This window comes from uncultured Chloroflexus sp. (assembly GCF_937129525.1).
Lineage (GTDB): Bacteria > Chloroflexota > Chloroflexia > Chloroflexales > Chloroflexaceae > Chloroflexus.
Map to the genome: position 1 here is coordinate 1 of NZ_CAKZNK010000001.1, position 4,259 is coordinate 4,259.

At 54.6% G+C, this 4,259-nt stretch carries 4 protein-coding genes; 1 reads left to right on the plus strand and 3 read right to left on the minus strand.

Annotated features, from left to right (window positions below; genetic code table 11):
* The 3 genes from Q0650_RS00005 to Q0650_RS00015 all read right to left on the minus strand — a co-directional run.
* A partial coding sequence (locus Q0650_RS00005) for a PstS family phosphate ABC transporter substrate-binding protein (RefSeq protein WP_298814324.1) occupies positions 1-809 on the minus strand: 809 nt, incomplete at its 3' end.
* 336 nt (positions 810-1,145) lie between these two features.
* Complete coding sequence (locus tag Q0650_RS00010; RefSeq protein WP_298814327.1) at positions 1,146-3,116, minus strand: choice-of-anchor Q domain-containing protein; 1,971 nt, start codon at positions 3,114-3,116, stop codon at positions 1,146-1,148.
* A 159-nt stretch (positions 3,117-3,275) separates the two neighbouring features.
* Positions 3,276-3,626 carry a DUF2200 domain-containing protein gene (locus Q0650_RS00015; RefSeq protein ID WP_298814333.1) on the minus strand — a complete coding sequence of 117 codons (351 nt, stop codon included), beginning with the start codon at positions 3,624-3,626 and terminating at the stop codon, positions 3,276-3,278.
* 97 nt (positions 3,627-3,723) lie between these two features.
* Here Q0650_RS00015 and Q0650_RS00020 point away from each other — a divergent pair.
* Positions 3,724-4,259 (plus strand): hypothetical protein (locus tag Q0650_RS00020; protein ID WP_298814336.1); only part of this gene is annotated, 536 nt, incomplete at its 3' end.

Consider the following 4,259-nt stretch of genomic DNA (forward strand, 5'->3'; position numbering starts at 1 on the left):
TCAATCGCCAGCGGCTTCACCCGGCCCTGATTCTCGATCACATACGCGAAGCCGAAGTAGCCAATCGCGCCCTGGTCGCCCGACACACCCACCAGGATCACGTTGTCATCTTCCGAAGCCTGGTAGTCACCCCGGCTGGCCTTCGCCTTGCCCATCACCGCCTCGGTGAAGTAGTCGAACGTGCCCGAGTCAGCCCCCGGCCCCAGCAGCGTCAGCGGGCGGTTCGGGAACCCTTCCCGGATCTGGTTCCAGTTGGTGATGACCCCCTGCGCCTCCGGCTCCCACATCTTCTTCAGCTCGGCCACCGTCAAGCAGTCCACCCAGTTGTTCTGCGGGTTCACCACCACCGACAACCCGTCATAGGCCAGCGGCAGCTCGATGAACTCGATTCCGTTCTGCTTGCACAACTCGATCTCCGAGGCCCGAATTGGCCGCGAAGCGTTGGAAATATCCGTCTCACCATTGCAGAACTTCTTGAACCCACCGCCAGTGCCTGAGACACCTACGCTCACCCGCACACTCGGCGCAAGCTGGCTGAACTCTTCCGCTGCGGCCTGCACCACCGGGAACACTGTTGACGAACCGTCGATCAAAATATCGCCCTGCAATGCAACCTGCGTCGGCGCGGGCGCTGCTGTGGGCGCGGGCGCTGCCGTGGGCGCGGGCGCTGCCGTGGGCGCGGGCGCTGCCGTGGGCGCGGGCGCTGCCGTGGGCGCAACTGCAGGCTGACCACCACAAGCTGCGACAATGGGCAACACGAGCGCCATCATCATCACGCTGTAGATCCACCGTTTTACGTTTCCTGTCATAAGCCTCACTTCTCCTTGCAACTACCATCTGCGAACTGCAAGCGCACATCACCCGATTGAACCTGATCAGGTCGGGCTATGTTCACATCGTGGTGAAGCACTCTGTTTAGATGCAGAGAGCGACGCTTGCCGTGAACACAATACAAGAGGTCAGTTAAGACTCCATGATTAAATTGTTAAGAAATGATTAAGTAGAGGTGAACATTTGGCAGTCAAGCGCACTGCCAGACGCGAGACATGACACCCCATAGAGTGAGCGGGACTGCACTCAAACACAGCGCAGACGGGCGAGATCTGCCGCTTACAAGCGCCGTGCATTCAATCATCGGCCAGAGATCAGGGTCGAACAACCAGCGGATTGTAGAGGTGATAGACCGCATCGACTACCCGAATCTGTGTGCTACCGAGCGCGCTACCCGGCCCGCTGAGACCGACTGTCACCGGACCAGAGTTGTTCACATCGGCAAGGGTCAGCGTAACCCGCAGACGACGATTATCGATGAAGGTAGTAGAACGAGGTTGACCATTGATGAGAACCTGGGTAGCATCGGTAAAATCAACCCCGTAGATCAGCAGTGGTGGCGGAACTTGCTGTCGGGCAAACAGCGGAGGAAACGCGATCAAGGAAAGCTGAAGCTCAAATGCGCCAAGATCGCAACCGTTAAGCTGTGGCCTGGTCACGCCACGCTGGTCGGTCGGCGGACAGGCGGAGCCAGTGTCGCGCGCCGGACTCTCAGCCGGTATGGCCATTGTGAAGGTAGGACCACCGTTACCCACAGGTGATTGCAGCAGCGGATCACGGAACTGAGGATCGCCGGTTTGAGCAGGCGAACTCTTGCCGGCAAAGCAGGTGACATCGTTCCAGAAATTAGCTCCGGTCAAGCGCGGCGGATACTGCAAACTACGGCCATCATGAGTCAACTCTTTCGAACAGTGTTGCTGAATATTCCAGCCCTGACCGCCATTCCCGGCTGTATTGTAGGCAAACAGAGTATTGCTAACGCTGCCGTTGCCGGAATGGCTGATTGCGCCGCCGACCCAACCAGCCTCATTATAGGCAAAGGTACTCGACTCGATGACGAATGGTTCAGGACGGTTATTCAAGATGTATAGCGCGCCGCCATTGGCATTGAAACTGCTACCCTCAGCCTGATTGGCAACAAACGTTGTGTTGACGATGCGCAGCGCAACCTGTTGCGGAAAGGCGATTGCCCCGCCGGAGCCATCAGCATGAGGATTGCCATTGACATTTGGAGTACGCCTGGCGCGATTGGCTTGAAAGAAACTGCCACTGATGATAACGACTGGGTTGCCGGTTCCCGGGCCGCTAGCCGTGCCACCACCGCCGATAGCGCCACCCTGACCGCGGCTACCACCGATGACGGCATTATTGATGAACGAGCTGTCGATGACTTCAAGACCGCTACTATCTTCATACATATTGGCGTGAATGGCGCCGCCAGAATTATAGGTCTGATTATCTTGAAACAGGCAGCGGACGACGCGCAGGCGACGGTTGGCGCCGCCAAGCCCGTCAGCCGAGATTGCGCCACCGAGGCTATCCTGAGGGCGAGCGCCGATTGCTGTGTTGCCCACAAAGACGGTATCTTCAACCAGTAGACTGCTTTGCAAGAGGTGGATCGCGCCGCCGGCGCCGTTGTGAGCGTGGTTCCCTTCAAAACGACTGTTGGTAATCTCCACGGCGCCGCCTCGACTGTAGATAGCGCCACCGCCATAATCGTAGGCGTCGCGACCAGCAGGAACGGATGTCAGGGTTGATTGATTGTCGCGGAAGATAACCCGATCAATCACCAGTGTGGGGGTAAACGCCGGATTAGCGGCGGCAAAAAAGCTGCGAATTGCGCCGCCACTGCCATTGACTGCCGCAGTATCACTGCCGCCACCACTCGCGCGACCGCCACTGATCGTCAGGTTGCGCAACTCGAGCCGGCTGGCGCCGATGAAACCGATGGTGAAATGGTCGATAATTCGCCCACCATCACCTTGAAGCGTAATCAGACCATCGCCGTCGATCATCGTCTGTGGTTCGTTGACTACCAGTGGCTCAGGGAGGGTAATAGTGTGGGGCGCAGCGCCGCAATTGAAACGGATTTCACCACCGCCGACCACTGCCTCCGCTAACGCTGCCGCAGTGCAACTCTGTGGGCTACCATTGCCGACTACTTTCACCGGTGACTGAGCGATAACTGATGATGACGGATAGGGCGATGAGATCAGACCAACCACGAGCGCCAGCAGGCAGACCCGGAAAGGAAACGCGGGAAGCTTGCGGAGATGAAGGGCCATCAACAACCTCGCAGTATTATTTGGTTGCGCTCACACAGCCTGGATAGATTATAAAGCCAGTCTGGCATTCTTTTTGATCACGAATAGACAGGAAACTGATACATAGTGCGCCAGAAGTGCGCTTTGATCATACCTGAACAGCGATCAAACTCGTTGGCGTTAGCGCATTATCTTCGCCAACGCTTTCCCTCTGGCGAGTTCATCGATCAGCTTATCCAGACAGCGCACCTTGCGGATAAGCGGATCCTCAATCTCCTCCACACGCACACCGCAAATGATGCCTTTAATGAGTGAACTGTTTGGGTGAATCGCCGGCGCTTCAGCAAAGAATGTTTGAAAATCACTGTCTTTTTCTATCTGTTGTTGCAGCTCTTCTCTGCTATAGCCGGTCAACCAGCAAATAACCTGATCAACCTCTTCCTGGGTGCGATTCTTACGTTCTGCCTTCTGCACGTAAAGCCGATACACTGTTGAGAACTTCATTGTCGCAAAGCGATGATCGTTGTTCATCGTTCACTCTTGACAAAAATATTGATCCTATGGTAACATGCTTTATGCATATTTTAATCAACATCTTAAATCCAAAATAAATAGATTAAAGCCGCATATGGGTAACCTTTTTGCGATTATTATCATCATCGCTTCAGGTTTAGCATACACTACCGGGTTGGAATCTGTTGTTGATATTGGATTGTATGATGAAACCTACTACCTACATATAGGATTACAAACATTAACAGAAGGACTTCCGCATCCGACTAACGGCCCGTTGTATGCAGTGTGGTATTTGATTCTCTCGTTGATCCAACCGGATCGTATAGCGCTTTACTACATGAACTATAAGCTGTCTCTTATCTTGACACCAGCAATCATTTACGGATTATTGCGCGCGAACTCTGTTCCACGATCGATTTGTCTCGCTTTATCACTCTTCACGCTCGTCTCAACCGCAAATTCAGCAACGTGGCCACGTATATCGCATTTTGCGCTTCTCCTCATTCTTGTGACACTCCTGCTCGTCGGGCAAAGCCAGAAGCTCACTCCGCATAGTGGATCGATAGCGGCAAGTGGATCGATAGCGGCAATTGGCGCTTTGCTTGTTTCTTACGTTCGCCCCGAATACTTTGTCTCGTTCATTGTGTT

Bases quoted from the DNA above. Each gene is read 5' to 3' on its own strand.
- Q0650_RS00015 (WP_298814333.1), bottom strand. From the start codon at position 3,626: ATGAACAACGATCATCGCTTTGCGACAATGAAGTTCTCAACAGTGTAT.
- Q0650_RS00010 (WP_298814327.1), bottom strand. From the start codon at position 3,116: ATGGCCCTTCATCTCCGCAAGCTTCCCGCGTTTCCTTTCCGGGTCTGC.